We start from the raw sequence: 24,939 nt of genomic DNA on the forward strand, positions 1-24,939 counted from the left end.
CGGGGGAGGCGCCCGGGCGTGGTCGCGGGGCGTCCCCCGCGCGGGATAGGTTTGTACGGGTCTACGGGAGGAAACGTCCATGACGGAGACGGATGCGAAGACGACGGGCAAGCGCCGCAGGGTGCTGCTGAAGCTGTCGGGGGAGGCGTTCGGAGCCGGCACTCTCGGGGTGAACCCGGACGTGATCAGCGCCCTGGCGCGCGAGATCGCCGACGCCGCGACCGAGGTCGAGATCTCGGTGGTCGTCGGCGGCGGCAACTTCTTCCGCGGGGCCGAGCTCTCGCAGCGCGGCATGGACCGCGGCCGCGCGGACTACATGGGCATGCTCGGCACGGTGATGAATGCCCTCGCCCTGCAGGACTTCCTCGAGCAGGCCGGCGCGGAGACGCGCGTGCAGTCCGCGATCGCGATGACGCAGGTCGCCGAGCCCTACATCCCCCGCCGGGCGATCCGGCACATGGAGAAGGGCCGCGTCGTGATCTTCGGCGCGGGCGCGGGCCTGCCCTACTTCTCCACCGACACCGTCGCCGCGCAGCGCGCGCTCGAGACGCACGCCGACGTCGTGCTCGTCGCGAAGAACGGCGTCGACGGGGTCTACGACGCCGACCCGCGGACCAACCCGGACGCGAAGAAGCTCGACACCCTCACCTACCAGGAGGCGCTGCAGCGCGGTCTCAAGGTCGTCGACTCGACCGCCTTCAGCCTCTGCATGGACAACGGCATGCCGATGCAGGTCTTCGGGATGGAGCCGGCCGGCAACGTCGCGCGCGCCATCCGGGGCACCCGGCTCGGCACGCTCGTCTCCAACTAGGGCGCCCCCGCCCCGAACTAGACTGACCACTTCCCTCTCTTAAGGAGCCCCCTGTGATCTCGGATGTACTCGCCGACGCGACCGTCAAGATGGACAAGGCCGTCGGAGTCGCCAAGGAGGACTTCTCCACGGTGCGCACCGGTCGGGCCAACCCCGGCCTGTTCCAGAAGGTGCTGGTGAGCTACTACGGCACGCCCACCCCGCTCTCGCAGCTCGCGTCGCTGCAGAACATCGAGGCGCGCACGCTGCTGGTCACCCCGTACGACAAGGGTGCCCTGCGCGACATCGAGCAGGCCATCCGGGACATGCCGAACCTCGGCGCCAACCCGACGAACGACGGCTCGGTCATCCGCATCAACCTCCCCGAGCTCACCGCCGAGCGCCGCAAGGAGTTCGTGAAGATCGTGCGCACCAAGGCGGAGGACGCGAAGATCGCCGTCCGCAACATCCGCCGCAGCGCGAAGAGCGACCTCGACGCGCTCAAGGGCGACATCGGCGACGACGAGCTCTCCCGCGGCGAGAAGGAGCTCGAGGCCCTGACCAAGCAGCACGTGGACGCCATCGACGAGGCGCTCAAGCGCAAGGAATCCGAACTGCTCGAGGTGTAGTGCCGTGCCCGTGAACCCCGAGGATCCCGAGAGCAGCGACGACGCTCCGGCGCCGCACGTTCCGGGCGCCCGGGGTTCGCGCATGGTCACGCGCGACGCCCTGCGCGCGCGGGCCCAGCAGGGCCGGGCCGACGTCGAGCGACAGCTCGAGGCGACCCGTGCCCAGCTCGAGGCGACCAACGAGCGGCTGACCGCGCGCTCGGGCCGGAACCTCGTCTCCGCGACCGTCATCGGCCTGATCGGCGGCGGCGCGATGGTCGTCAGCCTGCTGGTCGTCAAAGAGCTCTTCATGGTGCTGGCCGGCGCGTTGGTGCTGCTGGCGGCGCTCGAGCTGTCGAGCGCGTTGCGCCACGCCGGCCGCGACATCCCGCGCATCCCCACCGGGGTCGTAGCCGTGGTCGCCGTGCCGGCGGCCTACTACGGCGGGATGCAGGCCGCCTGGTTCGCCGTGCTGGGCGGCTCGGCGCTGGTCGCCCTCTGGCGGCTGGGGGAGCAGCTCCTCCGCCGGACGAGGTCGACCGGTCGCGAGCTCCTGCTCGACGTCGGGCTCGGCGCGTTCGTGCAGATCTACGTCACGTTCCTCGGCGCCTTCGCGATCCGCCTCGTCGCGGAGGAGGGCGGCCAGTTCTGGGCGCTGTCCTTCCTGATCCTCGTGATCGTCGTCGACACCGGCGCCTACGTCAGCGGTCTCACCTGGGGCAAGCACCCGATGGCGCCGCGGATCAGCCCGAAGAAGACCTGGGAGGGGTTCGCGGGAGCGGCGGTCGCGGGCGTCGTCGTCGGCGTTCTCCTCGCCCTCCTGCTGCTCGGCCAGCCCTGGTGGGTCGGCGCCGTGTTCGGCGCGGTCGTCCTCCTGACGGCGACGCTGGGCGATCTCGCCGAGTCGCTGATCAAGCGCGACATCGGCATCAAGGACATGAGCTCGTGGCTGCCCGGGCACGGCGGCTTCCTCGACCGGCTCGACTCGATCCTCCCGTCGGCCGCCGCGGCCTACGTGCTCTACTTCGTCTTCGCGCACTGACCGCGCACGCGCTGATCGGGCCGTGGCCGAGCGCACGGCCTCCGGCCCCTCGCGGCGCGGTCGACGCGTCGATTCCCGGACCGGGCCGCCGTCTTGGCAGAATGACGGGATGAACGCTCCCTTCCCCCGCGCGCGCGAGTCCCGGCCCGGCTACGACACGGACGAGGTCGACTCCTTCCTCGCCTCGGCCAGGGACGCCTACGCCCAGCTCTCGGGCGGTCCGGCCGACCTGCGCGCGGTGGATCTGCGGCACACCGCCTTCTCGCTGAAGAAGGGCGGCTACTCGGCGCCGCACGTCGACGCCGCGCTGGAGCGCCTCGAGGACGCCTTCGCCGTGCGCGAGCGCCAGTACGCGATCGCGGCGCAGGGCGAGGAGGCCTGGCTCCGGAGCGCCCGCGAGACCGCGCAGGAGATCGTGAACCGCCTGGCACGGCCCGCGCGGGAGCGCTTCACCCGCGCCGGCGTGCTGACCACCGGCTACAACATCCGCCAGGTCGACGCCTTCTCCGACCGCGTCTCCGGCTACTTCCGGGACGGCTCCGTGCTGACCGTGGACGACGTCCGGACGGTGTCGTTCGCGCCGCAGCGCGGCGGCTACTCCGAGCCGCAGGTGGACCTCGTGCTCGACGCCGTGGTCGACGTGATGCTGGCGGTGCGCTGAGCGGTCGGCCCCGCACTGGCGGATCGAGAGGTCCTCCGTTATGCTTTCGTGATCGTGGGTATGCATCAGAGAACGTCCGTCGCGCAGCCACCCGTCTCTCGATCCTCGGTCGAGACCTCGAAGCGCCCGGCGGCCCGTCGGTCCCGGACCCGTGTCCCGCTGGCGTTCCTCGCCTTCGCCGCCTCCATCGGCTTCGTCGCCGTCAGCGCGGTCGACCCGTCCAGCGGCGCCGTCGCGTCGCCCTTCTACCAGGCCCCGGAGCGCTTCAACGGCGACCCGGCCCAGCGCCTCGTCGTCGCCGAGGCGGCGGTCGAGCGCACCGTCCAGCGCGACACCTTCGACGCGCAGGCCAAGCCGACCCCCACGCCGACTCCGACGCCGACCCCCACTCCGACGAAGTCGAAGCAGGCCGTCGTCGAGGACGACGAGGAGGAGGAGTCGGCCGCCGCGGCGCCCGTCGCCCGCTCGGCCGCTCCGGACCCCGGCTCGGCGAAGGCCCTCGCCTACGACCAGATCGTGCAGCGCGGCTGGGCCGACAGCGAGTACGACTGCCTCGTGCTGCTGTGGAACCGCGAGTCCGGCTGGAACGTCTACGCCGAGAACAAGTCCAGCGGTGCCTACGGCATCCCGCAGGCGCTCCCCGGCAGCAAGATGGCGACCGTCGGCGGCGACTGGCAGACCAACGCCAACACCCAGATCACCTGGGGCCTCGGCTACATCTCGGGCCGCTACGGCTCGCCGTGCGGCGCCTGGGCGCACTCGGAGAGCGTCGGCTGGTACTGATCCCCGCCGCTGCCCGTCCGCAGGGGAATCGGCACGCCCGATAGCCTGATCGCGTGGATTACGCGCTGCTCGGGGTCGTCGGGATCATCACCGTCGTCACCGTCGCGCGCTTCTCGAGTCGGCTCGGGGTCGCAGCGCCGCTGCTGCTCGTCGTCATCGGCATCGGCGCGTCCTACCTCCCCGGCGTCCCCGAGATCGAGGTCGAGCCGGAGCTGATCCTCGCCGGGGTGCTGCCACCGCTGCTGTACTCCGCGGCGATCCAGGTGCCGCTCGCCGACTTCCGGCGGAATCTGCGCTCGATCTTCGGGCTGTCTGTGCTGCTCGTCGTCGTCACGGCGCTCGTCGTCGGCTTCTTCCTCTACATGCTGCTGCCGGACCTCAGCCTCCCGGCCGCCATCGCGCTCGGCGCCGTGGTCAGTCCGACCGACGCGGTCGCGGCCACCTCGATCGGCAAGAAGCTCGGCCTGCCGCCCCGGCTCGTGACGGTGCTCGAGGGCGAGAGCCTCGTCAACGACGCGTCGGCGCTCGTGCTGCTGCGCGCCGCCACGGCCGCGACTGCGGTGGTGGGCGCCTCCGTCTCGAGCGACGCCATCGACATCGGCGAGGTCGGCGTGCTCTTCGTGTACTCGGTCGTGATGGCCGTCGTCCTCGGGCTGGTGATGGGCGTGCTGACCGTCTTCGTGCGCTCGAAGCTGCGCGACCCGGTGCTCGACACCGCGGTCTCGTTCGCGGTGCCCTTCCTCGCCTACATCCCGGCGGAGGAGCTCGGCGCCTCGGGTGTCCTCGCAGTGGTCGTCACGGGCATCTACACCGGGCACAACAGCGCGCGCTTCCTCAGCCCGCAGTCGCGGATCAGCGAGCGGGTGAACTGGCGGACGGCGCAGTTCCTGCTCGAGAACGGCGTGTTCCTCCTGATGGGCGCCGAGATCAAGGCGATCGTCGGCGACATCGAGCCGGGCGGCGTCGGCGTCGACACCGCGGTCCTCCTCGGGCTCGCGACGGTCGTGATCCTGATCGTGCTGCGCACCCTCTTCGTCTGGCCGCTGCTGCTCTGGCTGCGCGGCTCGGGCCGGCGCGCGGAGCGGATCAACCGCCGGCTCGCGGTCGGGGTGATGCGCCTGCGCAACAGCGCCAGCAGCGACGAGCGGTTCGTCCGCCGCCAGCAGCGGGCGGAGCGGCTGTACCAGCGGCGGGAGACCGACCTCGCGGCGACGACGAGCGAGGCCTTCGGCTGGCGCGGCGGCGTCATCCTCTCCTGGTCCGGGATGCGCGGCGTGGTCACGCTCGCGGCGGCGCAGTCGCTGCCGGAGGAGACGCCGTACCGCTCGCAGCTGATCCTGATCGCCTTCACGGTCGCGGTGGTCACCCTCCTGCTGCAGGGGGCGACCCTGCCGGCGCTCATCCGGGTCACGGGCATCCAGGGGAGCGACGGCGACGCCGACCGCCGCGAGCTGGCCACGCTGCTCGACGAGGTCGCCTCGACCGGCATCCAGGCGCTGCCCGAGGCGGTCGAGGACCTGCCGGCCGGCAGTGTCGGCGAGCGGGTGCTGGAGCGGGTCCGCCGGGACACGCTGACCCGCTCGCAGGTCGCGTGGGAGCAGGTGGAGCGCGAGGCCGACGGCCCGCTGGGCCCGCAGGGGCAGTATCTGCACCTGCGGCGGGCGGTGCTCAGCGCCGAGCGCGAGGCGCTGCTGGAGGCGCGCGGTCGAGGGGTCTACTCCTCGCGGATCCTGCGGCGGGCGCAGCTGATGCTCGACGCCGAGGAGACGCGGCTCGAGATGGACGACTCCTCGCACTGACCCGCCCGGGAGGGACGGCTGCGAGCGAGTGCTCGCGCGGCGGCTCCTAGACTGGAGCAATGCCGCGCAGCAATCGACCCCGCGGACGCGGGCGCGAGGACGACGACGAGCAGCGCGACCTCTCGCAGATGCTCGCCGGCTGGCGCCGCACCGAGACGCGCCGAGGCCGGGAGTGGAACGTCCAGCCCGTCTCGTCGTCGCGCGCGGTCAAGAACTACCTCTGCCCGGGCTGCGGCCAGACCATCGACATCGGCCTCGCGCACGTCGTCGTCTGGCGCGGCGACGGAGCACTCGGCGACGCCGCGGACCTCGCCGGCCGTCGCCACTGGCACACCCACTGCTGGCGGATCGAAGGAGCACGATGACGCACGAGATCCGCGGAGGAGTCGTCCTCCCCGCCCGCCGCGAGGACGTGGAGCTGCGCACCGCCGACGGGCTGACCCTGGTCGGCGAGCTGGCCCTGCCGCTCGAGGGCGAGCCGGTGGCCACGCTGGTCACCCTGCACCCGCTGCCGACGCACGGCGGCTTCATGGATTCGCACATCCTGCGGAAGGCCGCCGCGCGGCTGCCCGCCCTGGCCGGGGTGGCGGTGCTCCGCTTCAACACCCGCGGCACGAGCTCGCCGCGCGGGACGAGCGAGGGTGCCTTCGACGGCGGCGCCGCCGAGCGGGCCGACGTCGCCGCGGCGATGGCGCTGGTCGCCGAGCGCGGGCTGCCGCACCCCTGGCTGGTCGGCTGGTCCTTCGGCACCGAGCTGGCGCTGAAGTGGGGGAGGGAGCACCCCGTCGACGGCGCGATCCTGCTGTCGCCGCCGCTGCACCGGGCGACGGCCGAGGAGGTCGCGGCCTGGGGCGAGGACGGCCGCCCGCTGGTCGCGCTGATCCCCGAGTTCGACGACTACCTGCGGCCGGACGCGGCCGCCGAGCGGTTCGTCTCGGTCCCGCAGCTCGAGCTGGTCGCCGTCGAGGGCGGCAAGCACCTCTGGGTCGGCGAGGCGCAGACGCGCCGCGTGCTCGACGAGATCGTGCGGGTGGTGGCGCCGGAGTCGTCGCCGCTGCCGACGGAGTGGGCGGGCGAGCTCGGCTGAGCCCGCCCGCGCCGGTCAGCGGTTCGCCGCGCCCCCGTCGTTCTTCGATCCGCCGCCGTCGTTCTTCGAGTCGCCGTCGTTCTTCGAGTCGCCGTCGTCGTCCTTCGATCCGCCGTCGTCGTCCGACAGGCCGTCGATGTGCCCGATCAGGCCGCGGAGGCCCGTGACGTAGCCGGCGATCGCGTCGCGCTCGGTGCGGATCTCGTCGAGACGGGACTCGGCCGTGTTCTGCAGCTCGCGGGTGCGCCGCTCGGCGTCGGCGATCATCTCGCGGGCGCGGTCGCGCGCGGAGTCGAGCAGCGCGTCCGACTCGTCCTGCGCCTCGCGGCGCAGGCGCGTGACGTCGTCGAGGGCGTCGCTGCGGAGCGCGTCGGCCTCCAGGCGCTTGTCGTTCGCGCGGCGGATGGCGTCGGCGAGCTGCAGGTTCGACTCGTCGAGGTAGCGCTGCGTCTGGGCGACCGCCTCCTGGTGGCGGAGCAGGTAGTCGCGGTCCGCCTCCTCGCGGCGGGCGGCGAGCTCGACGACGAGATCGATCCGGGCCTGCTCGACCTCGCGCGAGAGTGCTGCGGCCTCGTCGGAGGCGGCGGAGCGCAGCGCGGCGAGCTCGGCGTCCAGGAGGGCGACGGCCTCGGCCCGGTCGCGGGCGAGCTGGGTGCGCAGATCGGCGAGCTCGCGCGCGCCCTCGGCGCGACCGGTGGCCAGCTCCGCGGCGAGGTCGGCGCGGCCGGACAGGACCTCGGCCTCGAGGTCGGCGCGGGCGGCCAGGACCTCGGCCTCGATCGCGGCACGGGCCTCGGCGACCTCGGCGGTGACGGCGGCGCGCAGGCGGTCGACCTCGGAGGCGACCTCCGCGCGCAGCAGCTCGTTGCTCTGCGCCAGGCGGGCGGCCTCGGCGCGGGCCACCTCGACCTCGCGGGCGGCGACGGCGCGCATCTCGGCGGCCTCGCGGCCGGCCTCGGAGCGGATCGCTGCGGCCTCGCGCTTCGCGGTCGCGCGGGTCTCGGCGGCCTCGGTGGCGACGGTGCCGCGGATGGCGGCGGCCTCGCGGACGGCGTCCTGGGTCATCACGTCGCGGTCGTCGGCGGCCTTGCCGAGCGTCGCGGCGGCCTGCGCCTCGGACTCCTCGCGGGTGCGGTCGGCGCGGCGGCGCGCCTCCGTCACGAGGCGCTCGGCCTCGTCGCGCGCGTCCTTCAGCAGGCTGTCGCGGTCGTCGCGGGTCGAGCGGCGCAGCGCCGAGGCGTCGTTCTCCGCCTGGGCGATGATGCGCTCCGACTGCTCCTCGGCCACCCGGAGGGTGTGCTCGAGCTTCGCCCCGAGTCCCGCGTAGGTGGGCGCACCGACCTGCTGCAGCTCCTTCTCGAGCCCGTCGATCCGGGAGGAGAGACGCTTGGCCTCGCGACCGCTCTCAGCGGCCTGGGTGTTGGCGTGGATGAGCTCGCGGCGCAGACCCTGGATGGCCTTGTCGACCTCGTCCCGGTCGTAGCCCCGGAACACCTGGGTGAATTCGGCCTCGTCGCTTGCCACGTCGTCTCCTCCGGAACACGGCCGCGGTGGGGTCGCGGCACTCCAGGGAGTTTAGTCAGCGGGTGCCTCGCGGCCCGGGCCGACACCCGCACCGCGCGCCCCTGGATCGGGGCTCTCGGCCGATCCCTGGGTTCGGCTCGGCCCATCCGCTAACCTGGACTGTCTTTGTCTGTTGCCGTCGCGCCCCGGTCCGGCCGTCACCGGAGCCGTCCCGGGCCGCCACCCCCCCCCGATCCGGCAACGCAGGAGGAGTTCTTTCGTGCGGTTCGTCTTCGCCATCATCGCCACCGTCATCGCCGCGGCGCTCATCGCGCTCGGCATCGGCCAGCGGACGGTGTGGGCTCCACCGGAGTCGCTCACCGCGCAGACCGCGCTCGAGTCCGGCGCCCCCTACGCCGTCATCGACGGCAGCACGCTTGGCGCCAATCCCGGCCGGCAGACGATCACGGTCGAGGGCGAGGGCGACCTCGTGATGGCGTACGCGCCGACGACCGACGTGCTGGGCTGGGTCGGCGGCTCCGACTACGACCGCATCGACTACGCGAGCAGCGAGGACGGCGCGGACAGCCTGTCCGCCGAGCAGGAGACCGGGACGGCGCTGACGCTGGCCTCCGACGTGGCGGACGCGAACGCCGCCGTCGTCGATCCCCGCGATTCCGACCTCTGGCTCGAGCAGTTCGAGGGCACCGGCAGCATCACTGTCGCCCTCGACCTGCCGGAGGACGTCTCGCTGATCGTCGCCACCGACGGGACCGCCCCGGCCGCGAGCGACATCCGGGTGAGCTGGCCGGTCGACACCGCGACGCCGCTGGCCGGTCCGCTGCTGCTGGGGGGAGCCGTGTTCCTGCTGATCGGGCTGATCCTCTACATCTGGGCGTTCCTGCACCTGCGCCGCCAGCACGGACCGCGCCGCAAGGGCCCGCAGGGCAAGGTGCCGCGCGGTGTCCGGCTGCCGCGCGCCCGCGCCGGCATCCAGTCCTCCCTCGCGGCGGCTCAGCCCTCGCGGCGCCGCCGGCTGCTGGTGCTCCCGATGGCGCTCGGCGCGACCGTGCTGCTCGCCGGCTGTAGCTCCGACTACTGGCCCGACCTCGCCGCGAGCGCCTCCGGGACGCCGACGGCGTCCGCCACCGCGACCCCGGGCGCCGAGCCCGTCGCCGAGGAGCCGACCCCGGTCGTCACCACCCAGCAGGCGGAGGCGATCGTCGCCTCGGTCTCCGAGGTCGCGGCTGCCGCCGACGCCGCTCGCGACGCGAGCATCCTCGCGGAGCGCTTCCAGGGCGAGGCACTGACCGAGCGCACCACGAACTACGAGGTCCTGACGAAGGGCGGCACGATCGACGCGCCGCAGGCGATCCCGGCGTCGCCGGTGAGCCTCGTCCTCCCGCAGGACACCGACAGCTGGCCGCGGCTGGTCACGGCGGTCGTGCAGAACACCGCCGACGCCACGCAGGCGCCGATCGCCCTGATGATGAGCCAGGCGAGCCCCCGCCTCGACTACAAGGTCGACTACGCGATCTCGCTCGAGGCCAACGCGCGGATCCCCGACGTCGCGCCGGTCACGGTCGGCACCTCGATCGTCGCCCCCGACTCGAAGCTGATGAAGCTCGCTCCGGAGAACGTCGGCGCGGCCTACGCGGACATCCTCGCCAACGGCGACTCCAGCCAGTACGCCGGGACCTTCTCGGGCGACGGCGACACCCTCCGTGGCCAGGTCGGCGTCGACAAGAAGAACGCCGATCGCGAGGCGCTGCCGGACACCGCCTCGATCGAGTTCACCAACGCAGCGGGGACCTCGGACACCATCGCCCTCGCCACCAACGACTCCGGCGCGCTCGTCGCCGCGAGCATCGCCGAGACCGCGACGGTCCGCCCGACCGCCGAGGGCTCGACCGTGTCGACGTCCGGCGCCTCGCAGACCCTGCTCGGGATCGACAAGTCGACCACGGGCATCGCGACCACCTACGGTTATCAGTTGCTGTTCTACGTACCGCCCGTCGGATCGGAGGAGAAGATCGTCATGCTCGGATGGAGCCAAGGACTCGTCTCGGTGGTGCAGCTGCCGTGAGCACCCCCCTGCCCCCGCTGCCCGGCAACCTGCGCGGTGCCGTCGACCTGTCCACTCTCGTGAACCGGCGCACCCCGCCGGCCGCGCCCTCCGCACCCGCGGGCGGCGGTGAGGCCCCCCAGGGCGCCCCCGTCGCGAACCCGCTGCTGCTCTCGGCCGGTGACGCGGAGTTCGACCAGGTCGTCCAGCTGTCCTCGCGGGTCCCCGTGATCATCGACCTGCGCGGCTCGTGGTCCGACCAGAGCCTGAGCATGACCGCTCTGCTCGAGAAGGTCGTGATCTCCTACGCCGGTGCCCTCGTGCTGGTCGGCGTCGACGTCGAGTCGAGCCCCCAGCTCGCGCAGGCGTTCCAGGTGCAGTCGGTCCCGACGATCGCCGCGGTGATCGCCGGCCGCCCGGTGCCGATGTTCAACGGCCTCATCACCGAGGAGCAGCTCCGCGACCTGCTCGAGCAGGTCCTCCAGCTCGCCGCGCAGCAGGGCGTCACCGGCACCGTTCCCGTCGACCCGGCCGCCGGTGCCGAGCCGGGCGCCGAGCCCGAGGCCGCCCCGCTGCCCCCGCACCACCAGGAGGCGTACGACGCGATCGACCGCGGCGACTACTCCGCCGCGATCACCGAGTACGAGACCGCCATCGCGCAGAACCCGCGCGACGACCTCGCCGTCGCGGGACTCGCCCAGGTGAAGCTGCTGCAGCGCCTGCAGGGCCGCACCCTCGACGACATCCGCTCGACCGCGGCCGCCGAGCCCGCGAACCTCGACGCGCAGCTCGCCGTCGCCGACCTCGACGTCTCCGGCGGCCACGTGGAGGACGCGTTCGACCGCCTCCTGTCGATGTACCCGCGCCTCGACGCCGACGGCAAGGCGAGCGTCCGCGCCCGCCTGCTCGAGCTGTTCGAGATCGTCGGCACGACCGACCCGCGCGTGAACAAGGCGCGAGCGCGGCTCACGGGGTTGCTGTACTGAATTGAATTGCGGGAGGAGCGCTAGCGCTCCTCCCGCCGCGGTCGGCAGATCGTGTGCGTGCGTTCCGCAGAGCGTCCTGCGTCCGGCTCGCGAGAAACGCTGGCACGCGTTTCTCGCTCATCGCCTTGTGGGACTCGGCTGGTTCTGGGGACGGGCGGCTCAGCATTCGTTGTCGTCAGCGCACGTGCTCCGCAGAGGCCGACCTCTGGCCGCTGTATCCCGCATCCGGCCATGGTGGTCGAGTAGTCCCGCAGGGGCGTGCCGAACATGCTGGTCGAGTAGACCCGCGGGGGTGTGCCGGACATGCTGGTCGAGTGGCCCCGGAGGGGCGTATCGAGACCTGCCGTCGACCGGGGTGGAGGCTGCCGCCTCCGTGGATCGAGGGTTGCGATCGTGCCGCTGCGCGAGCTGCTCCTCGCGTGAGGCAGCAAGGGCGAGGCCTGAGGTCGCGGGTCGAGCAGTGCGCAGGGCTCAGCGGGGCCCGCTGGTGCAGGTGGAGGGGACCGGCGCTGCTGGTTCCGACCGTGGTGGATCTCGATACGCCCGCTGCGCGGGCTACTCGATCAGCATGCGGGGGCCGCGTCGGGGCGGGGTCGGCAGCGTTCGGGCGGGGCGTCGCGCTCAGCCGCAGGAGCAGTTCTCGGAGCGGGGGGCGGTGATGCTGCGCTGGTGGACGAGCACCTCGCGGGCCACGATCGGCAGGTCGAGACCGCTCGACGCCGCCTCGGCGCGCAGCGTGAGGAAGGCGACGTCGGCGGAGATCCGCAGGCTAGCGCTCAGGAAGCCGACGGCCTGGAGGACCGCCGCCTCCTCGTCCGTGACGTCGGGCAGGGACTCCACCCAGGAGACGAACACACCGTCGACCGAGTCCTCAGGCACGGGGGCCACCACCGGCACGACGACGGCTCAGGGAGGTACGGAACGGTGACAGCATCCCCATCAGTGTCACCGAAACGGTGACATGAGCGCGGGGGGCTCGCCGCTGCGGGAGGAACACGGACGAGGACGACCGGTCCCGCCTCGTGTCGGGCGCCTCAGGGGCGGTGCGTGCCGAGTGAGGAGTGGACACCCGGCGCTCGGAGTCGACGCGAGGTCCCGCGGTCAGCCGATCCGGCGGATCGCTTCGGGTCGGCGCGGATCGACCGCGGAGAAGTTCCATGGTGGTCGTCCTGTCTGCCGGGGTCTGGGGCGGATCGGATTGTCGGATCGACGCAGACAAGGTAACTTTTTTGCCGGTATCTCCTTCCTGTGCGGTTGTCCGCTCAGCGCACTCCTCGCACCGGGAGGTCGCTCACGGCGGCGGCTACCGCGGATCGGCACGGGCGGAAGGGGGAGCAGTGGCGGAGCACCTGCAGTTCGAGCCGAGCGGAGACCGGGCCGCGCGCCTCGTGGAGGCGGTCGTGCACGCGCAGGACGCCCAGCGCCGGTTGACCGCCCGAGGGCGGGTGCAGCTCGGCCTCGGCGCGACCGACATCGCGGCCCTGCAGTACGTGGCGCGGACCGGCCGCTCCCCGGTGACCCTCGGCCAGCTCGCCGACTGGCTCGACGTCACTCGCGCTGCGGCGTCGATGGCCGCCAAACGGCTGGTCGCGGCCGGCTACCTGCACCGCGTCGACGACGAGTCCGACGGCCGACGGCGCTGGCTCGCCCTCACTCCACGCGGTCGCGAGGCGATCGACGAGGCGTTCGGCCCTGCCGACCGGGATGCGTCGGCGCTCGTCGCGCAGCTCGACGACGCCGTGGTCGAGTCCGTGCTCTCGACCCTGCAGCAGCTCGCGACCGTGCTCGACCCGCCCGGTGGGCCGGAGCGGACGAGAGCGCAGCATGGCGACTGATCGGGCTCCGGACTCCGCACGGGAGGATCGGGGGAGCATCCGCATCGAGGCGGTCGGCACCGACCTCGAGCGCGCCTCCGAGGTCCTCGGCGGCTTCTACTCGGGGACGGGGTGGTCGGTGGCGGCCACCGAGCAGCCGTTCTCGTTCCGCTACGCGGCGCTGGGCGACCCGGTGATGACGCTGCGCACCTCGCAGATGCGCGGCGCGACCACCGGGGAGGACCCGGCCGGCGGCGACTACGTCGTGCAGTGGCTGGTCGAGGGCAGGGGGATCGTCGACGTCCACCGGGACGCGATGCCGGTGACGCGTGGTGTGCCGCTCCTGAATCCGGCCCATCGACCGTTCGTCTTCTCCTACGCCGACTACGACCAGAAGCTCGTGCACCTGAGCCGTGAGCACGTCGACCGCAGCGCCCGCGAGCACGGCTACCGCCGCACGGGCGCGCTCCGCTTCGACCACCTGCACCGCCACGGCGTGGAGGCCGTGGCGCAGTGGCACGCGGTGATCGGCGAGATCTCCACGGCGATCCGCACCGGCCGGGTGACGCCGCTGCTCTGGGACCGGCTGACCCGCCGGGCGGCGGCCGCGTTCCTGGAGCTGTACCCGCCCGAGGGCGCGGCGCTCCCGGAGGTCCTGCTCGCCCCGAGCAACGCCGGGATGCGCTCCGCCGTCGAGTTCGTGCACGAGAACGCGCATCTCCCGATCGGACCGATCGAGATCGCCGCAGCCGCGCACCTCAGCGTGCGCGGTCTGCAGGTCGCGTTCCAGCGCCTGCTCGGCACCACGCCGCTGCAGTACGTCCGCGACGTGCGCCTCGACCGGGTGCACGCGGACCTGCGCCTGGGCGATCCGGCGCGCTCGAGTGTCGCCGGCACGGCACGCAGCTGGGGCTTCGGACACCTCGGCCGGTTCTCCGCCGCCTACGCCGCGCGCTTCGGCGAGTACCCGAGCAGCACCCTCGGCCGCTGATGCGGGCGTCCGGTCAGGGGCGGTAGAGCGCCCACTCGTCCCGGGGCAGCTCGCGCAGCTCGTCGACGACCCGCAGCTGCCAGGTCGCCGGCGTGTGCCCCTCGAGGCGCCCGTGCACGGTCTCGCTGGTCCAGCCGTCGCGGGTGCGGGTGTAGCGGATGAATCGGACGTGCCGGCCCTCGAGGGGTGCTCCGCTGGTGGCCATCCCTCGATGGTCCCCGATCCGAGGGGCGGTTATCCGCTCTTGACAATGCGCGCGACCAGCTGGGCGACGTACGGGAAGGGGATCGGCGGCTGAGCACCGACCGCGGAGTGCGGTCGGGGCGCTCGCCACCGACCCCTAGGGTGAGCGGATGAGCACCGCCGCCCTCTCCCCGAGCGCCCGATTCCACCAGCGATTCCTCGTCGAGCAGCGGGAGATGACGGAGCCCGCCCGCCGCCGCCTGATGCGCGCGGGAGGCGGTTCGGTGGCGGTCGGTCTCGTGCTCTTCGCCGCGCTGATCGTCCAGGTCGCGACGGGCACCGGCCTGGCGGCGCTCGACCCCGCGGTCTCGGAGTGGTTCCGCGCGAAGCGCTTCGCGGAGGGGACGGTGGTGATGGACACGCTGGCCACGGTGTTCGGCCCGGTCTTCCTGCCGATCATCATCCTCGGCGTGCTCGTGCTGTGGATCGCGCTCGCCCGGCACCTCTGGCGGCCGCTCCTGCTCGCGGGCGGGATGATCACGGGGATGCTCAGCGTCCAGCTCGCCGCGCACCTGGTGCAGCGGATGCGGCCGCCCGTGGAGTACATGCTGCTCGGGGCCGACGGGACGTTCTCCTTCCCGTCCGGCCACGTGACCGGCGTCTGCGACTTCTTCCTGATCACGACCTTCCTGCTCGCCTCGCGCCGCTCCTCGCCGGTCTGGGCGATCGGCGGCTTCGCGCTCTCGCTCGGGATGATCGCCGGCCAGGTCGTCGCCCGCCTGTACCTCGGCTACCACTGGCTGACCGACACTCTCGCCTCGGTGGCGCTCGCGCTCGTGATGCTCGGGTCGGTCGTGCTCATCGACACCTGGCGCACCGCGGTGGCGCGCGGGGACGAGGCCTGACCGGAGGTCGCCGAACCGCACCGCTCAACGACGACGCCCCCGGGCCGCAGGGCTCGGGGGCGTCGTCGTCCATCGGGGGAGCGTCAGCCGCCGACGGCCTGGCGTGCGCTGTCGAGTCCGGAGGAGAAGGCGTCCGCCGACGAGACGTTGCCGGACTCCAGCTCGACCAGGGCGCCGGAGAGCGCCGCGCCGATCACGCCGGTGTCGGGCCCGTTGACGAAGGACGGGAACTGCTCGACGGAGGTGGCGATCACGTCGCCGATCTTCGAGTCGCCGAAGAACGGGTCCGTGTAGGCGCGGACGCTCTCGCTCTCGAGGGCGTCGGTCGCCGCCGGGAAGGTGCCCGAGGTGGCGAAGTGGTCCTCCTGGCCCTCGGCCGACATCATCGTCTCGATGTACTGCCAGGCGGCCTCGGGGTGCTCGGCGCGGGCCGGGATGGCGATGACGCTGCCGCCCCAGTTGCCGCCGACGCCGGGGACCGTGGTGACCCGCCAGTTCCCGGCGGTGTCGGGGGCGTCGGTCTTGATACCCTGCAGGATCCACGAGGGAGCGACGGTCACGGCGAACGCGCCGTTCGCGCGCCCGGGGCCCCAGCCCGAGGAGAACGCGGCGATGCCGGCGCTGATGCCCGCGTCGTGCGCCTGCACGGCGGTGTCGAAGGCGTCCTCGACCTGCGGGTTGGTGTCGTAGACCAGCTCGCCGTCGGGGGAGTAGTACTTCTCGGTCACCTGGTTGATGGTCGAGTAGAAGACGCTGGTCTCCACGTTGTCGACGAACGGCTTGCCGGTCGCGGCGGTGTACTTCTCGCCCGTCGCGAGGAAGCCGTCCCAGTCGCTCCAGAGCGCGGCGACCTCGGCAGGGTCGGTCGGGAGGCCGGCCTGCTCGAAGAGGTCGGCGCGGTAGGCGAAGCTCAGTCCGCCGACGTCGGTCGGGATGCCGACGACCGAGCCGTCCTGCGCGGTGCCGGCGTCGGCGGCCCACTTCAGATAGGAGGCGTCGAGGTCGTCGCCGCCGAGGGTGCGCAGGTCGAGGAAGTTGGCGCTGTTCTCGACGAAGCGGGGCAGGTCGTCGCCCTGGATCATGACCAGGTCCGGCACCTTGCCGCCGGCGAGCGCGGCGGTCAGGGCGGTGGCGGTCTCCTGCGAGGAGCCGACCTCGGTCAGCTTGACCTTCGCGTCGGGCTTCTTGGCCAGATACTCGCTGACGTTGTCCTTCGCCTGGATGCCGGTGAAGGACCAGAACTGGACCTCGGCGTTCGGGTCGTCGGACGCGCCGCCGCCACCGCCCGAGGAGCAGCCGGTCAGGGCGAGGGCGACGGTGGCGACCGCGGCGGCCGCGGTCAGGATTCTTCTTCTCACGGGGGAGTCCTCTTCATCGGGGAGTCGCGGTGGTGCCCCGCGCGCGGGCGGGAGAACGATCTCTAGCTCGACGCTATCCCGCGCCTGGCCCCCTACGCAACAGCTGTCGGTCTCGGCGAGAGTTCGATCTCCCATCCACGGCGGGTCCGTGCATGCTGGTCGAGTAGCCCCGCAGGGGCGTATCGAGACCCCAGGTCCTCTGCAGGGCGGTCTGCAGACTCGGCTTCTGACGCCGGGGGATCTCGATACGCCCGCTCCGCGGGCTACTCGATCAGCATGAGGTGGCCCGTTGCGCATGCAGATCGATCAGCATGCGGTGGCCCGCTCCGCGGGCTGCTCGATCAGCATGGCCCGGTCCGCTGAGCGGCCGCCCGACCGGCACGACGACGAAGGCGGGCGGAGGGACGCGTGTGCGTCCGCTCCGCCCGCCTCCGGGTGGGGTGGTGCCGGTCAGCCCAGGTGGCGCAGGAAGAGCGCGCCGAGCGGGGGCAGGATCAGCTCGGCCGAGGCGGGTCGGCCCGCCCAGGGCTCGTCGCGGGCCTCGACGGCGCCGAAGTTGCCGACTCCGGAGCCTCCGTAGATCTCGGCGTCCGTGTTGAGCAGCTCCTCCCAGCGGCCGGCCTCGGGGAGGCCGACGCGGTAGCCGTGCACCGGCGAGCCGGAGAAGTTGACGATGACCGCGACCGCGCGGCCGGCCTTGTCCTTGCGGAGGAAGGAGATCACGTTCGGCGCCGCGGCACCGCCGTCGATCCACTCGAAGCCGGCCTGGTCGTTGTCGAGCTCGTTCAGCGACGGGACCTCGCGGTAGAGCCGGTTCAGCTCGCCGACGAGGCTCCACAGCCCGCGGTGGCTGGGCTGGTCGAGGATCCACCAGTCGAGCCCGCGCTCCTCGGACCACTCCGAGTACTGCCCGAACTCCTGGCCCATGAAGAGCAGCTGCTTACCCGGGTGCGCCCACATGAACGCCAGGTAGGCCCGCACGTTGGCCAGCTGCTGCCAGTGGTCGCCCGGCATCTTCTGGATCAGCGAGCCCTTGCCGTGCACGACCTCGTCGTGGCTGATCGGCAGCACGAACTGCTCGCTGAAGGCGTAGACGAAGGAGAAGGTGATCTCGCCCAGGTGGTACTGGCGCCACAGCGGGTCGTTCGCCATGTAGCGCAGCGAGTCGTTCATCCAGCCCATGTTCCACTTGAGCCCGAAGCCGAGCCCGCCGGAGACGGTGGGCTGGGTGACGCCGGGCCAGCTGGTGGACTCCTCGGCGATCATCATGATGCCGGGGTAGAGCTTGTACGCGGTGGCGTTCACCTCCTGCAGGAAGCTGATCGCCTCGAGGTTCTCGCGGCCGCCGAACTGGTTCGGCAGCCACTCGCCCTCCTTGCGGGAGTAGTCGAGGTAGAGCATCGACGCCACGGCGTCGACCCGCAGGCCGTCGACGTGGAACTCCTCGAGCCAGAACAGCGCGTTGGCCACGAGGAAGTTGCGGACCTGGGTGTGCCCGAAGTCGAAGACGTAGGTGCCCCAGTCCATCTGCTCGCCGCGGCGCCAGTCCGGGTGCTCGTAGAGCGGCTCGCCGTCGAAGCGGGCGAGCGCGAAGTCGTCCTTCGGGAAGTGCCCGGGCACCCAGTCGACGAGCACGCCGATGCCGGCCTGGTGCAGCCGGTCGATCAGGTACTTGAGGTCGTCGGCGGTGCCGAAGCGGCTCGACGCGGCGTAGTAGCCGGTGACCTGGTAGCCCCAGGAGCCGCCGAAGGGGTGCTCGGCGAGCGGCATGAACTCGACGTGGGTGAAGCCCAGCGTGGTGACGTACTCGATCAGCGGATCGGCGAGGTCGCGGTAGCCGAGACCGGGCTTCCAGGAGCCGAGGTGCATCTCGTAGACGCTGATCGGCTGGGTGTGCGGGTCGATGCTCGCGCGCTGCTCCATCCAGCCGGAGTCGCTCCACCGGTGGTGGGAGACGGGGACGCGCGAGGCGGTCGCCGGCGGCACCTCCGTCGCGCGGGCCATCGGGTCGGCCTTCCGGACCCAGCGGCCGTCCCGCGAGAGCAGGTCGAACTTGTAGGAGGCGCCGGGCTCGACGCCGGGGACGAAGATCTCCCAGACGCCGTTGACGCCGAGGTTGCGCAGGGCGTGGCCCTCGCCGCTCCAGTCGTTGAAGTCGCCGACGACGCGGGCGGCCTGGGCGTGCGGCGCCCAGACGGCGAACGAGGTGCCCCAGACACCCTCGTGCTCGCGGTGCCGCGCACCGAGCGCCTCCCAGAGCCGCTCGTGCCGGCCCTCGCCGATCAGGTAGAGGTCGAAGTCGCCGACCGTCTTCGAGAAGCGGTACGGGTCCTCGGCGGTCCAGGAGGAGCCGTCGCCGTAGTGCGCCTCGACGGTGTACGCCTGCGGGTCCTCGTCGTGGACGCCCTGCCAGAGGCCGTCGTGCAGGTGCTCGAGCTCGACGCGGACGCCGCCGGCCAGGACGGCCGTGACGGCGTCGGCGAGCGGCCGGCGCACGCGGACGACCGCGCCGCCGCCGGGGAGCGGGTGCTGCCCCAGGACGTCGTGGGGGAGCGCGTTGCTGCCGGTCGCCAGCTGCTGGAGGACCCACTCGGGGAACTCGGGGAGCGCGTCGACCTCGGCGTCCGGCGCCGGGGCGGGGTCGGAGTCGCTCGTCTCGGCGATCGGTGCGTCGGCCGCGGCGGTCGGCTCCGGCGGCGTCAGCGGCTCGAGGGTCGCGGACGGAGCGGTCGGCTCCGGCGGCGTGAGCGGCTCGGGGGTCGCGGACGCCGTGGTCGGCTCGGGCGGCAGGAGCCGCTCGGGCGGCGCGACGGGCTCGGGCGGGGTGAGCCGCTCGGGCGCCGCGGACGACTCCTCGGCCGCGGGCTCCGCGACGTGCGCGCCCGTGGTCGTGGCCGAGCTCGTGCCGGTCGTCACGACCGTCTCCGTGCGCGGCTCGACGTCCGCCGCGTCGGCGGGGCTGCCGGCCTCGGCGGGGACGACGTTCTGCGCCGGCCCCGTCCCGCGCTCGCTCTCGTCCGTGCTCTCGGCCGGGCTCGTGCCCTTGCCCTCGGGAACCGTCATCGTCCGTCCGCCTTCACGCTCAGGATGTGCGCGGGCTCGACGAAGGAGTCGAGCCGCACGTAGTTGTCGCTGCCCCAGGTCCACACGGCACCGGTGATCAGGTCCTCGACCTCGTAGGTCGAGCTCCAGTCCAGCCCGAGGGACGGCAGGTCGATGTGCACCGTGGTCTCGCGCGCCGAGTGCGGATCGGTGTTGACGACGACCAGGAGGGTGTCGTCGCTGCCGGTGCCGGTGAACGCGCGGTCCAGGTGCTTGGAGTAGACGAGGATCGCGTCGTCGTCGCTGCCGTGCACCTGCAGGTTGCGGCGCTGGGCGAGCGCGGGGTGCGCCCGGCGGATCTCGTTGAGCCGGGTGATGTACGGGGCGATCGTGGTCCCGGCGGCGTCGGCCGCGGCCCAGTCGCGCGTCTTGTACTCGAACTTCTCGTTGTCGATGTTCTCCTCGGCGCCGGGGCGCGCGACGTTCTCGATCAGCTCGTAGCCGGCGTACACGCCCCAGAGCGGCGAGGCCGTCGCGGCGAGCGCGGCGCGGACCTTGTAGGCCGAGCGGCCGCCGTACTGGAGGTACTCGGTGAGGATGTCCGGCGTGTTCACGAAGAGGTTCGGCCGCATGTAGTCGGCCGTCTCGTGCGAGATGCTCGTGAAGAACTCCTCGAGCTCCTCCTTGGTGTTGCGCCAGGTGAAGTACGAGTACGACTGCTGGAAGCCGACCTTGCCGAGCGCCCGCATGATCGCCGGGCGGGTGAACGCCTCCGCGAGGAAGACGACCTCGGGGTTCTCGGCGTTGACCTCGTGGATGATCCACTCCCAGAAGTCGAGCGGCTTCGTGTGCGGGTTGTCGACGCGGAAGATCTTCACGCCGAGCGAGATCCAGTACCGCAGGACGCGCAGCGCCTCCTGGCGGATGCCCTCGGGGTCGTTGTCGAAGTTGATCGGATAGATGTCCTGGTACTTCTTCGGCGGGTTCTCGGCGTAGGCGATCGAGCCGTCCGGCAGCGTCGTGAACCACTCCGGGTGGCTGGTCACCCAGGGGTGGTCGGGCGAGGCCTGCAGCGCGAAGTCGAGCGCGAGCTCGAGGCCCGCGGCGGTGACGGCGTCGTGGAAGGCGGTGAAGTCCTCGACCGTGCCGAGGTCCGGGTGGATCGCGTCGTGCCCGCCCTCGGGGGCGCCGATCGCCCACGGCGAGCCGGGGTCGCCCGGGCCGGCGTTCAGCGTGTTGTTCGGGCCCTTGCGGAAGTTGCGGCCGATCGGGTGGATCGGCGGCAGGTAGAGCACGTCGAAGCCCATCGCCGCGACGGCGGGGAGGCGGTCGATCGCGGTGCGGAAGGAGCCGGAGGTGACGGTGCCGTCCTCGTTCCGGACCGCGCCCTCCGAGCGGGGGAAGAACTCGTACCAGGCGCCGACGCCGGCGCGGGTGCGCTCGACGTGCACCGTGCGCGGCTCCGAGACGCTCGCGAGACTCATCACGGGACGCGCGGTGAAGGCGCCGTGCACGGCGGGATCCTCGGCCGCGGCGAGGCGCGCCTCGGGGGAGAGCGACTCGTCGGCGACCGTGGCCGCCGCGTCGGACAGGAGGGAGCGCTCGGCCTCGGAGCGGGAGTCGTCGCCGGCCGCGGTGCGGAGGAGGCCCTCGCCGATCGCGAAGGTGACGGCGATGTCCAGGCCGGCCGGGATCTTGACCTCGGCGGTGTGCAGCCAGGTCGCCCAGTCGTCGGCGAAGGCGCGGATGCGGTACGTCCAGTCGCCCTCGTCGTCGAGGAGGACGAGGCGCCCGTAGCGGTCGGTGCCGGTGGCGATCAGTGCCATCCGGTGCTCCGACTCGGTGCCGGCGGGGGAGGTGAGCAGCAGGTCGACGCCGATCAGGTCGTGACCCTCGCGGAACGCCGTCGCCGCGAACGGGACGACCTCGCCGACGAAGGCCTTCGCCGGCCAGCGGTCGTCCTCGAGCCGCGGCTGCGGGTCGATGATCGGGATGCGCTCGGCGCGCACCCGGTAGCCGGAGCCGGTCGGAGGGGACTGCTCCGCGGTCTCCGCCGCAGCCTCGGGAGCCGGCGCCGCGTCGGCCGTCCCCGGTGCCACGGGCGCCTGCGCCTGCGCGGCCGGAGCCGGTGCCGGTGCCGTGCGATCCTGCGCATCCTGTGCCGCCGCCTCGGGCGACAGGGGTGTCTGCGCGGCGGGAGTCTCCTCCCGGGCCGCACCTCCCCGAGCCGCTCGTCGTGCGTCCTTGCCGTGCGAAGCCTTGCCGAAAGGTGTCTGAGCCACGTCACGACAGTAGCGACCGGCGATGCCTTTGGCACGCCGGTTGCGAACGCGCGCGCCGCTGTGCAAAAGGGCCTGCGCCACGGCCGACGGCGCCCGCGGGCACTCCGCTACAGTGTGCGAGCGCGACCGCCCCGGCCGTCCGCAGGGGGTGCTCGCCGGGGTCCGCAGTCGCCGGGATCAGCCGGTCGTCGTACCGGCAGAGAGTCGAGGAGTGCCGTGAAGGCCATCCGCCGCTTCACCGTCCGATCGGTCCTGCCGCCCGAGCTGTCCGCGCTCGGCGAGCTGGCGGGCAATCTGCGCTGGGCCTGGCACGAGCCGACCCGTCGCCTGTTCGAGCGGGCGGACGCCGAGCTGTGGCAGCGCAGCGGCGGCGACCCGACCGCGCTCCTCGGCGCGATCGCGCCCGAGCGCCTCGCCGAGCTGGCCCGCGACCAGGGCTTCGTCGACGACGCCTGGCGCCTCCGCGACGACCTCGAGCGCTACCGCACCGAGCCGCGCTGGTACCAGTCGCTGCCGGAGTCGGCGCCGCGCTCGATCGCCTACTTCTCGCCCGAGTTCGGCATCGCCGCGGCGCTCCCGCAGTACTCCGGCGGCCTGGGCATCCTCGCGGGCGACCATCTCAAGGCGTCCTCGGACCTCGGCGTCCCGCTGACGGGCGTCGGCCTCTTCTACCGCTCGGGCTACTTCTCCCAGGGCCTCTCCGCCGACGGCTGGCAGCTCGAGTCCTACCCCTCGCTCGACCCCGACGGCCTGCCGCTGCGGATCGTGCGGCTGGCCGACGGCTCGGCGGCGCGGATCGTCCTGGCCCTGCCGGACGGGCGCGCGCTCTACGCGCGGGTCTGGCGGGCCGAGGTGGGCCGGGTGACGCTGCTGCTCCTCGACACGGACGTCCGCGAGAACGAGGACGCCCTGCGGACGGTCACCGACCGGCTCTACGGCGGCGGCGGCGAGCACCGCCTCCTGCAGGAGCTGCTGCTGGGCATCGGCGGCGTGCGCGCCCTCGAGCTGTGGGCCGAGGTCTCGGGCACGCCGCTCCCGGAGGTGTTCCACACCAACGAGGGGCACGCGGGCTTCCAGGGGCTCGAGCGCATCTCCGGCCTGATCGGCTCGGGCCTCGACTTCGACCAGGCGCTGCAGGTCGTCCGGGCGAGCACGGTCTTCACCACGCACACGCCGGTGCCGGCGGGCATCGACCGCTTCGACCGCGGGATGATCGAGCAGTACTTCACCACCGAGCTGCTGCCGGGCGTGCAGATCGAGGACGTGCTGGCGCTGGGCTCCGAGTCGACCACGGGGGGCGCGAGCGACGTCTTCAACATGGCGTTCATGGGGCTCCGCCTGGCGCAGCGCTCCAACGGCGTCTCGAAGCTGCACGGCGAGGTGAGCCGCTCGATGTTCTCCGGTCTCTGGCCGGGCTTCGACACGGCGGAGGTGCCGATCGGCTCGGTCACCAACGGCGTGCACGCGGCGACCTGGACCGATCCGATCCTCCGGGGTCTCGCCCGCGACCGGCTCGGCACCGACGACACCACCCGCGCCGACTGGGCGTCCGGCGCCCTGAGCGACGGCGAGCTCTGGCAGGCGCGGCGCTCGATGCGCGAGCAGCTGGTGCGCGACGCCCGGGCGCGCGCCGCCCGCAGCTGGCGCGAGCAGAACCCCGGCGGCCTCACTCCGGCCTGGCTCGACGAGCTGCTCGACCCGGACGTGCTCACCATCGGCTTCGCCCGGCGAGTGCCCACCTACAAGCGGCTGACGCTGATGCTGCACGACCCGGAGCGGCTGCGCGCGCTGCTGACCCACCCGGAGCACCCGATCCAGATCGTGATCGCCGGCAAGTCGCACCCCGCCGACGAGGAGGGCAAGCGGCTGATCCAGAAGCTGGTCCGCTTCGCGCAGGAGCCGGACGTGCGCCGGCGGATCGTCTTCCTGCCCGACTACGACATCGCGATGGCGCAGCTGCTCTACCCGGGCACCGACGTCTGGCTGAACAACCCGCTGCGTCCGCTCGAGGCCTGCGGCACCTCCGGGATGAAGGCCGCGCTGAACGGCTCGCTGAACCTGTCGATCCTCGACGGCTGGTGGAACGAGTACTTCGACGGCGAGAACGGCTGGGCGATCCCGTCCTCCGACCGCGACCTCGACCCGGAGTCGCGCGACACGCTCGAGGCCGATGCGCTCTACGAGCTGCTCGAGAGCGAGGTCGTGCCGCGCTACTACGAGCGCGATCACGACGGAGTGCCGCGCCGCTGGGTGCGCTCGATCCGGCACACGCTGGCGACGCTCTCGCCGGAGCTGTCGGCCGAGCGGATGGTGCGCCAGTACGTCGAGGCGCTCTACCAGCCCGCCGCGGAGGCCGGGCGCGAGATCGCGGCCGACCACTTCGAGCCCGCCAAGGAGCTGTCGTCCTGGAAGCAGCGGGTCCGCGCGGGCTGGCCGGGAGTGGCGGTCGCCTCCGTGGAGTCCGGCGGCATCGACGCGGTGCCCCAGCGCGGCGACCGGCTCGCCCTGCGCGCGGGAGTGCGCCTCGGAGAGCTCTCGCCCGAGGACGTCGTGGTGCAGGTCGTCTCCGGCACGACCGCGGCGGACGGCTCGCTCGTCGACGTGCGCCTGCACGAGCTCGAGGTCGCCGAGGAGTCGGGCGCGGTCGTGCCCGCCGACGCGGTCGGCCGCGTGCCCTACGCCGGCGAGATCGTCCTCGACCGCAGCGGCTCCTTCGGCTACACCGTCCGCGTCGTGCCGCGGCACCCGCTGCTCGCCCGCTCGGCCGAGCTCGGCCTGGTCGCGGCGGCCGGCTGACGCGCCCCATGCCGGTCGAGTAGCCGCGCAGCGGCGTCTCGAGCGGGGAAGCCGCTCCGCGTCTCAGTGGTGAGCTGAAGGACGCGGCTGCGCCGCGACATGCTGGTCGAGTAGCCCCGCAGGGGCGTATCGAGACCCGACGTCACCAGAAGGGCTGGTCTGCAGACTCAGGTTCTGACGGTGGTGGATCTCGATACGCCCGCTCCGCGGGCTACTCGATCAGCGTGGAAGCCCGCTGCGCGGG

General features: G+C 72.7%; 20 protein-coding genes. 14 read left to right on the plus strand and 6 right to left on the minus strand.

Translation table 11 applies throughout. The features are described 5' to 3' along the window. The first annotated feature begins 79 nt into the window (after positions 1 to 79). The 8 genes from pyrH to MT350_RS05945 all read left to right on the plus strand — a co-directional run bounded on the left by pyrH (position 80) and on the right by MT350_RS05945 (position 6,770). The gene (pyrH, locus tag MT350_RS05910) at positions 80 to 811 is read left to right on the plus strand and encodes a UMP kinase (RefSeq protein ID WP_123445732.1); all 732 of its coding nucleotides are present in this window, start codon (positions 80 to 82) and stop codon (positions 809 to 811) included. Positions 812 to 864: 53 nt separating this feature from the next. Continuing rightward, positions 865 to 1,419 carry a ribosome recycling factor gene (gene frr, locus MT350_RS05915; protein WP_123445733.1) on the plus strand — a complete coding sequence of 185 codons (555 nt, stop codon included), beginning with the start codon at positions 865 to 867 and terminating at the stop codon, positions 1,417 to 1,419. A gap of 82 nt (positions 1,420 to 1,501) precedes the next feature. Next, positions 1,502 to 2,440 carry a phosphatidate cytidylyltransferase gene (locus MT350_RS05920; RefSeq protein WP_243599115.1) on the plus strand — a complete coding sequence of 313 codons (939 nt, stop codon included), beginning with the start codon at positions 1,502 to 1,504 and terminating at the stop codon, positions 2,438 to 2,440. A 109-nt stretch (positions 2,441 to 2,549) separates the two neighbouring features. After that, a complete protein-coding gene (locus MT350_RS05925; protein ID WP_243599116.1) occupies positions 2,550 to 3,101 on the plus strand; it encodes a DivIVA domain-containing protein in 552 nt (183 codons plus the stop codon). Positions 3,102 to 3,161: 60 nt separating this feature from the next. Then, positions 3,162 to 3,884: a lytic transglycosylase domain-containing protein gene (locus tag MT350_RS05930; protein WP_123736859.1), complete on the plus strand. Its 723-nt coding sequence runs from the start codon at positions 3,162 to 3,164 to the stop codon at positions 3,882 to 3,884. A gap of 53 nt (positions 3,885 to 3,937) precedes the next feature. Continuing rightward, positions 3,938 to 5,683: a sodium:proton antiporter gene (locus MT350_RS05935; RefSeq protein ID WP_243599117.1), complete on the plus strand. Its 1,746-nt coding sequence runs from the start codon at positions 3,938 to 3,940 to the stop codon at positions 5,681 to 5,683. Positions 5,684 to 5,742: 59 nt separating this feature from the next. Continuing rightward, positions 5,743 to 6,048: a hypothetical protein gene (locus MT350_RS05940; RefSeq protein ID WP_123445737.1), complete on the plus strand. Its 306-nt coding sequence runs from the start codon at positions 5,743 to 5,745 to the stop codon at positions 6,046 to 6,048. Beyond that, positions 6,045 to 6,770 (plus strand): alpha/beta hydrolase, encoded by a 726-nt coding sequence (locus tag MT350_RS05945; protein WP_243599118.1) that lies wholly within the window; start codon positions 6,045 to 6,047, stop codon positions 6,768 to 6,770. Before MT350_RS05940 ends, MT350_RS05945 begins: the two co-directional genes overlap by 4 nt. 15 nt (positions 6,771 to 6,785) lie before the next feature. On the opposite strand, the gene MT350_RS05950 is transcribed toward MT350_RS05945, so the two are convergent. Continuing rightward, on the minus strand, positions 6,786 to 8,294 hold the full coding sequence (locus MT350_RS05950; RefSeq protein ID WP_243599119.1) for a DivIVA domain-containing protein: 1,509 nt from the start codon (positions 8,292 to 8,294) through the stop codon (positions 6,786 to 6,788). A gap of 259 nt (positions 8,295 to 8,553) precedes the next feature. Here MT350_RS05950 and MT350_RS05955 point away from each other — a divergent pair, with 259 nt between their 5' ends. Together MT350_RS05955 and MT350_RS05960 are read left to right on the plus strand one after the other, a co-directional pair. After that, positions 8,554 to 10,359: a hypothetical protein gene (locus tag MT350_RS05955; protein ID WP_243599120.1), complete on the plus strand. Its 1,806-nt coding sequence runs from the start codon at positions 8,554 to 8,556 to the stop codon at positions 10,357 to 10,359. Next, positions 10,320 to 11,324, plus strand: coding sequence for a tetratricopeptide repeat protein (locus MT350_RS05960; protein WP_374204646.1), 1,005 nt, complete (start codon positions 10,320 to 10,322; stop codon positions 11,322 to 11,324). The genes MT350_RS05955 and MT350_RS05960 overlap by 40 nt, the downstream gene beginning before the upstream one ends. 621 nt (positions 11,325 to 11,945) lie before the next feature. On the opposite strand, the gene MT350_RS05965 is transcribed toward MT350_RS05960, so the two are convergent. Next, positions 11,946 to 12,203 carry an ANTAR domain-containing protein gene (locus MT350_RS05965; protein WP_243599122.1) on the minus strand — a complete coding sequence of 86 codons (258 nt, stop codon included), beginning with the start codon at positions 12,201 to 12,203 and terminating at the stop codon, positions 11,946 to 11,948. Positions 12,204 to 12,661: 458 nt separating this feature from the next. Here MT350_RS05965 and MT350_RS05970 point away from each other — a divergent pair, with 458 nt between their 5' ends. Beyond that, positions 12,662 to 13,159, plus strand: coding sequence for a MarR family winged helix-turn-helix transcriptional regulator (locus tag MT350_RS05970; RefSeq protein WP_243599123.1), 498 nt, complete (start codon positions 12,662 to 12,664; stop codon positions 13,157 to 13,159). Next, positions 13,149 to 14,129 carry an AraC family transcriptional regulator gene (locus tag MT350_RS05975; protein ID WP_243599124.1) on the plus strand — a complete coding sequence of 327 codons (981 nt, stop codon included), beginning with the start codon at positions 13,149 to 13,151 and terminating at the stop codon, positions 14,127 to 14,129. The genes MT350_RS05970 and MT350_RS05975 overlap by 11 nt, the downstream gene beginning before the upstream one ends. Before the next feature lie 13 nt (positions 14,130 to 14,142). On the opposite strand, the gene MT350_RS05980 is transcribed toward MT350_RS05975, so the two are convergent. Beyond that, entirely contained in the window at positions 14,143 to 14,334 is a 192-nt protein-coding gene (locus MT350_RS05980; RefSeq protein ID WP_243599125.1) for a hypothetical protein, read from the minus strand. Between the two features lie 148 nt (positions 14,335 to 14,482). Between MT350_RS05980 and MT350_RS05985 the strand changes: the two genes are divergently transcribed. After that, positions 14,483 to 15,217 (plus strand): phosphatase PAP2 family protein, encoded by a 735-nt coding sequence (locus tag MT350_RS05985; RefSeq protein WP_123736867.1) that lies wholly within the window; start codon positions 14,483 to 14,485, stop codon positions 15,215 to 15,217. Between the two features lie 83 nt (positions 15,218 to 15,300). Here the strand turns inward: MT350_RS05985 and MT350_RS05990 are convergent, their stop codons facing one another. The 3 genes from MT350_RS05990 to MT350_RS06000 all read right to left on the minus strand — a co-directional run bounded on the left by MT350_RS05990 (position 15,301) and on the right by MT350_RS06000 (position 21,716). After that, positions 15,301 to 16,575 carry an ABC transporter substrate-binding protein gene (locus MT350_RS05990; RefSeq protein WP_243615528.1) on the minus strand — a complete coding sequence of 425 codons (1,275 nt, stop codon included), beginning with the start codon at positions 16,573 to 16,575 and terminating at the stop codon, positions 15,301 to 15,303. 450 nt (positions 16,576 to 17,025) lie between these two features. Continuing rightward, positions 17,026 to 19,638: a 1,4-alpha-glucan branching protein GlgB gene (gene glgB, locus MT350_RS05995; RefSeq protein WP_243599127.1), complete on the minus strand. Its 2,613-nt coding sequence runs from the start codon at positions 19,636 to 19,638 to the stop codon at positions 17,026 to 17,028. Further along, positions 19,635 to 21,716, minus strand: coding sequence for an alpha-1,4-glucan--maltose-1-phosphate maltosyltransferase (locus MT350_RS06000; protein WP_374204647.1), 2,082 nt, complete (start codon positions 21,714 to 21,716; stop codon positions 19,635 to 19,637). Before MT350_RS06000 ends, glgB begins: the two co-directional genes overlap by 4 nt. A gap of 399 nt (positions 21,717 to 22,115) precedes the next feature. On the opposite strand from MT350_RS06000, the gene glgP reads away from it, so the two are divergent. Continuing rightward, entirely contained in the window at positions 22,116 to 24,695 is a 2,580-nt protein-coding gene (glgP, locus tag MT350_RS06005; protein WP_243599128.1) for an alpha-glucan family phosphorylase, read from the plus strand. Positions 24,696 to 24,939 lie beyond the last annotated feature (244 nt).

Origin of the sequence: Rathayibacter sp. VKM Ac-2928 (assembly GCF_022815545.1) — a bacterium.
Lineage (GTDB): Bacteria > Actinomycetota > Actinomycetes > Actinomycetales > Microbacteriaceae > Rathayibacter > Rathayibacter festucae.

Bases quoted from the DNA above. Each gene is read 5' to 3' on its own strand.
- pyrH (WP_123445732.1), top strand. From the start codon at position 80: ATGACGGAGACGGATGCGAAGACGACGGGCAAGCGCCGCAGGGTGCTG.
- MT350_RS05930 (WP_123736859.1), top strand. From the start codon at position 3,162: ATGCATCAGAGAACGTCCGTCGCGCAGCCACCCGTCTCTCGATCCTCG.
- MT350_RS05985 (WP_123736867.1), top strand. From the start codon at position 14,483: ATGAGCACCGCCGCCCTCTCCCCGAGCGCCCGATTCCACCAGCGATTC.
- MT350_RS05975 (WP_243599124.1), top strand. From the start codon at position 13,149: ATGGCGACTGATCGGGCTCCGGACTCCGCACGGGAGGATCGGGGGAGC.
- MT350_RS05945 (WP_243599118.1), top strand. From the start codon at position 6,045: ATGACGCACGAGATCCGCGGAGGAGTCGTCCTCCCCGCCCGCCGCGAG.
- MT350_RS05940 (WP_123445737.1), top strand. From the start codon at position 5,743: ATGCCGCGCAGCAATCGACCCCGCGGACGCGGGCGCGAGGACGACGAC.
- MT350_RS05980 (WP_243599125.1), bottom strand. From the start codon at position 14,334: ATGGCCACCAGCGGAGCACCCCTCGAGGGCCGGCACGTCCGATTCATC.
- MT350_RS05920 (WP_243599115.1), top strand. From the start codon at position 1,502: ATGGTCACGCGCGACGCCCTGCGCGCGCGGGCCCAGCAGGGCCGGGCC.
- MT350_RS05960 (WP_374204646.1), top strand. From the start codon at position 10,320: ATGGAGCCAAGGACTCGTCTCGGTGGTGCAGCTGCCGTGAGCACCCCC.
- MT350_RS05925 (WP_243599116.1), top strand. From the start codon at position 2,550: ATGAACGCTCCCTTCCCCCGCGCGCGCGAGTCCCGGCCCGGCTACGAC.
- glgB (WP_243599127.1), bottom strand. From the start codon at position 19,638: ATGACGGTTCCCGAGGGCAAGGGCACGAGCCCGGCCGAGAGCACGGAC.